At 63.0% G+C, this 4,574-nt stretch carries 5 protein-coding genes; 3 read left to right on the forward strand and 2 right to left on the reverse strand.

The features are described 5' to 3' along the window. The coding region (locus tag EOA22_RS25010; RefSeq protein WP_127390282.1) for a PDZ domain-containing protein at positions 1-897 on the forward strand (897 nt) is incomplete at its 5' end. A gap of 43 nt (positions 898-940) precedes the next feature. On the opposite strand, the gene EOA22_RS25015 is transcribed toward EOA22_RS25010, so the two are convergent. Both EOA22_RS25015 and serB read right to left on the reverse strand, forming a co-directional pair. Further along, positions 941-1,513 (reverse strand): GNAT family N-acetyltransferase, encoded by a 573-nt coding sequence (locus tag EOA22_RS25015; RefSeq protein ID WP_063168275.1) that lies wholly within the window; start codon positions 1,511-1,513, stop codon positions 941-943. Continuing rightward, a complete protein-coding gene (serB, locus tag EOA22_RS25020; RefSeq protein ID WP_082826478.1) occupies positions 1,510-2,397 on the reverse strand; it encodes a phosphoserine phosphatase SerB in 888 nt (295 codons plus the stop codon). The genes EOA22_RS25015 and serB overlap by 4 nt, the downstream gene beginning before the upstream one ends. Here serB and miaA point away from each other — a divergent pair. Beyond that, positions 2,387-3,355, forward strand: coding sequence for a tRNA (adenosine(37)-N6)-dimethylallyltransferase MiaA (gene miaA / locus EOA22_RS25025; RefSeq protein WP_063168274.1), 969 nt, complete (start codon positions 2,387-2,389; stop codon positions 3,353-3,355). The genes serB and miaA overlap by 11 nt on opposite strands. A gap of 105 nt (positions 3,356-3,460) precedes the next feature. Continuing rightward, positions 3,461-4,252 (forward strand): GGDEF domain-containing protein, encoded by a 792-nt coding sequence (locus EOA22_RS25030; RefSeq protein WP_013531037.1) that lies wholly within the window; start codon positions 3,461-3,463, stop codon positions 4,250-4,252. The last annotated feature ends 322 nt before the right edge of the window (positions 4,253-4,574 follow it).

A 4,574-nucleotide genomic window follows, 5' to 3' on the forward strand; every position in this document is an offset into this window, starting at 1 on the left:
GCTCGCAACCGCGACATCAATTCCGGCCCCTATGACGACTTCATCCAGCCCGATGCCGCGATCAACCGCGGCAATTCCGGCGGACCGCTGTTCAACAGCGCGGGCGAAGTCATCGGCATCAACACGGCGATCATCTCGCCATCCGGCGGCTCGATCGGCATCGGCTTCTCCATCCCGTCGCAGCTCGCGTCCGGTGTCGTCGACCAGTTGCGCCAGTTCGGCGAGACGCGGCGCGGCTGGCTCGGCGTGCGCATCCAGCCGGTGACCGACGACATCGCCGAAAGCCTCGGCATGGCGACCGCAAAGGGTGCGCTGGTTGCCGGCGTGATCAAGGGCGGCCCGGTCGACAATGGCACGATCCAGGCCGGCGACGTCATCATCAAGTTCGACGGCAAGGATATCCATGAGATGCGCGACCTGCCACGTGTCGTCGCCGAAAGCCCTGTCGGCAAGGCGGTCGACGTGCTGATCGTGCGCAAGGGCGTTGAACAGACGGTGAAAGTGACCCTCGGCCGGCTCGAGGATGGCGAGAAGGCCGCCAACGCCGAGGAGGGCAACACCGATCAGGACAAGGGCGACAAGGCTCCGGCCGTTTCCACTGCTTCGGTGCTCGGCATGACGGTCGGCGAACTGAACGACGAGACACGCAAGAAGTTCAGCATTGCGGCCGATGTTTCGGGCGTCGTCATCACCGACGTCACCAAGGACTCGGCCGCCGCCGAACGCGGCATCCAGCCCGGCGAGGTGATCACCGAGATCGCACAGGAATCGGTTGCTACCCCCAAGGACGTCATGGACCGGATCGGCGCCTTGAAGGAACAGGGGCGCAAGAATGCGCTCTTGATGCTGGCCTCGAAGACCGGCGAGCTCAGGTTCGTGACGATCAGGATGGACTGAGGTCCGGAAGATCGACAACACGACAACACTGAAAAAAGGGCGGCTAGCGAGCTGCCCTTTTTCTTGCCTGCCAGTCCTGGCGCGACAGTCTGTAGAGGACATGCCGTTTGAGATGCGGATGGCTGTCGGGAATGCTGGGGTGGTCGAAATCGGCGGATGGATCCGCGCTCATGCCGAGGCGTTGCATGACGGCGGTGGAGCGGCGGTTGGCCGCGACGGCGAATGACACGATTTCATCGAGGCCAAGCGTCTCGAAGCCGTAGGCCAGCCACGCATCGGCTGCCTCGGTGACATAGCCTTTGCCCCAGAACTCAGGTGCCAGCCGCCAGCCGATCTCGATGGTGCCGGCTGGCAGGGATGGCACATGATCGGTGTCGAGGAGACCGATGAAGCCGATGCATTCACCGGTGGCGGTGATCTCGGCGGCAGCAAAACCGTATCCGTCCTTCGTGGTCCAGGCCCGGAGCTCGTCCATCTTGGCATCCGCCTGGGCGCGGTCACGGCGGAATGGAAAGAACTCCATCACCCGGTCGTCGGAGTTGATGCGGTGGAACAGGTCGCGGTCGCGATCCTCCCAGTTGCGCAGGATCAGGCGCTCGGTACGCATTGGTTTCATTGCACAAAGTCCTCCTGCCTGTAGCCCTGAATATAGAGCAGCGCGGTCAGGTCGCCATGATCGATGCGGACCTTGGCCTGTGCCGCCACCGTCGGCTTAGCGTGAAGCGCGACACCGGTACCGGCAAGGCGGATCATGTCGAGATCATTGGCGCCGTCACCGACGGCAATGGCGTCGGCGGGCGTCAGGCCGAGGCGCGCTGAAATTTCGATCAGCGCGTCGGCCTTGGCGGCGCGGCCGAGGATCGGTTCGCCGACCAGGCCGGTGAAGCGCCCGTCCTGCTCGAGCAGGCGATTGGCGCGGTTCTCCTGGAAGCCGAGCATTGCGGCGATTCGCGTCGTGAACACCTCGAACCCGCCAGACACGAGTGCCGTCCAGGCACCGTTGGCGCGCATGGTCCGGACCAGAACACGGCCGCCCGAGGCCAGCGTCAGGCGATTGGCGACGATGCGATCGACCACGGTGGCGTCGAGGCCCTTCAGCAACGCCACCCGCTCGCGCAAAGCCGGTTCGAAGGCGATCTCGCCATTCATGGATCGCGCGGTAATCGTGGCAACATGATCCTTGACGCCGATCTCGTCGGCCAGCTCGTCGATGCATTCCTGGTCGATCATGGTCGAATCCATGTCGGCGATCAGGATTTTCTTGCGGCGGGTTTCTGCTTCTTGGACGATCACGTCGACCGACTCGCTGGCGAGTGCCGTGCGCAAGACGGCACTCGTAGCGGCCGCGTCGGCTGCCTCAGGCAGGACGAGATCGCAGGCGATACCTTCGGCCAGCCAGACAACAGCGCTTGCGCCGACCGACCGTGAGGCCATATTCGCAAGCGACAGCGACAAAGCGCGCTCAATGGGACGGGAAACAAGCGTGGCGATGAGCGGCATGGAACATTCCGGCGGGCAGGCGGGCAAGGGCCGCGTGAAGAACGCGATCCTGATAGCCGGGCCGACCGCCAGCGGCAAGTCGGCGCTTGCGCTCGATCTGGCCGAGCGCAGGGGTGGCGTGATCGTCAATACGGATTCCATGCAGGGCTATTCGGTGCTCGACGTGCTGACCGCCCGGCCGGAGGCGGCCGACCTCGCCCGCGCACCGCATTTCCTCTACGGCCATGTCCATCCGGCGACACCCTATTCCACCGGCGCCTGGCTGCGCGACGTGATGAAACTGATCGACGACGGCACATTCTCCGAACGGACAGCGATTTTTGTCGGCGGCACCGGGCTCTATTTTCGCGCATTAGCCGAGGGCATTTCGGAAATGCCCGACATTCCGCAACGGGTCCGCGACCGTTGGCGCTATGAATTGAAGGAGCAGGGCGCCGTCAAGCTGCACAGCCTGCTGCTGCGCGAGGATTCGGCGGCCGCCATGATGCTCAAGCCAACCGACAGCCAGCGCATCGTGCGGGCATTGGAGGTTCTCGATGCGTCTGGCCGTTCGATCCTGGAATGGCAGGCAGAGCGCGGCCAGCCGCTCATCGACAGGCAAAGCGCGCGTTTCCTGGTGATCGAGCCGGATCGGGCGGCGTTGGTCGGACGCATCGACAAACGCTTCGACCAAATGCTGGACAAGGGCGCGCTGGACGAGGTCAAGCGGCTTGCGGCACTTGGCCTCGATCCCGAATTGCCGGCGATGAAAGCGATCGGCGTTCGCGAACTGCAGGCGGCGATGGCCGGAGGGATTGGCTTTCCCGAGGCAATCGAACGCGCCAAGATCGCGACCAGGCAATATTCCAAGCGGCAAACCACCTGGTTCAGGCATCAATTGGGGCCGGAATGGCTGAGGTTGCACCCCGGTGATGATCTGGAAACCACGATCTCAGCGCTTGCTTCCGATGCAACCTGAAAAGTTTACCTGCAAGGAAAGGTTCCCGTTGTGGTTGTCCAAATTAACCCTCCGTAAGCCCGCCCATGCCATAAGGTCGATGGGCACTTTTCCAACGGGGAGCAGATGCGTTTCCACAAGGCGGAATCAGCGTTTTTCGTCTTTATATTCGTGATCCTGGCCGCCGGCCTGGTGACGCTGCATGCTTATGGACTTCTGCAGTCCTTCGCCGACGAGTTGCATACGGCTTCGGGTCTGGACAAGGTCATCTATCTCAACAAGCTCTTGTTCGCGACCGGCGTGCTCCTGGCCACCGCGCTGTTCTTCGGCATTTTCTTCATCTATCCGCTGATTCGAAAACAGGCGACGGAGGAGGGCAAGCTGCGCGCCATGACGGTCTCGCTCAGCGCGCGGTCGGAAACACTCGAGCATGCGGCGCTGACCGACGGCCTGACCGGCATGCAGAACCGGCGCTATTTCGATGATGCGCTGAAGGAGTATCTCGAGGAGTTCCGGCGCATCGAAAAGCCTGTCGGGCTGATGATCCTCGATCTCGACCATTTCAAGCAGGTCAACGACACCCATGGCCATGACGTCGGCGACGAAGTGCTCAAGGCCGTCGCAAGCTGTCTCAAGGATATGACGCGCTACCACGATGTGGTGGCGCGATTGGGCGGCGAGGAGTTCGCCGTGGTCACGCCCAACATGGACGCCGAGCTTCTGGGCAAGTTTGCCGAGCGCATCCGCAAGGCGATCGCCAACATGTCGGTGCTGTCGGGCAATGTCCGCCTCAAGATCACCACCAGCGTCGGGCTAGCCGTCTGGGACCGCAAGGAAACAGCGGAAGAGTTCTATCGCCGCGCCGACCGCCAGCTTTACGAGGCGAAGAGGCAAGGCCGCAACCGCGTCTGCGCCTAAAATCCCGTCCCTGAATTCGTGAGGCTGGCCGTCTGGCGCCGTTTTCTGCGCTTCCGATGCTCACGGACTCAAATGTCCGCTCCGCTTCGGTTCTCGAAAACAGCACCACCCGACTCAGCCTGACGAATTCCCTGACGGGATTTACCCAAGCGGTCCAGGCAGGGCGCGAGCTTAGCGCGGCTTCTCAATCGGCCGGCAGAACAGCCGGGTCGCAAGCTCAATCGTTTTGCGGGCGCAGGCCGAAGGTTGCGGGCTTGAGGCCGTAGCGCATGTCGAAATCGTCGTCCGATGGCGGGCGTGCGGCGGGTGGCTTGCGGTAGAC

The sequence above is a fragment of the Mesorhizobium sp. M7A.F.Ca.US.014.04.1.1 genome (assembly GCF_003998745.1).
Lineage (GTDB): Bacteria > Pseudomonadota > Alphaproteobacteria > Rhizobiales > Rhizobiaceae > Mesorhizobium > Mesorhizobium ciceri.

What these genes read in the sequence shown, in the direction of transcription:
- EOA22_RS25015 (WP_063168275.1), bottom strand. Translation starts at nt 1,513, where the DNA reads ATGAAACCAATGCGTACCGAGCGCCTGATCCTGCGCAACTGGGAGGAT.
- miaA (WP_063168274.1), top strand. Translation starts at nt 2,387, where the DNA reads ATGAGCGGCATGGAACATTCCGGCGGGCAGGCGGGCAAGGGCCGCGTG.
- serB (WP_082826478.1), bottom strand. Translation starts at nt 2,397, where the DNA reads ATGCCGCTCATCGCCACGCTTGTTTCCCGTCCCATTGAGCGCGCTTTG.
- EOA22_RS25030 (WP_013531037.1), top strand. Translation starts at nt 3,461, where the DNA reads ATGCGTTTCCACAAGGCGGAATCAGCGTTTTTCGTCTTTATATTCGTG.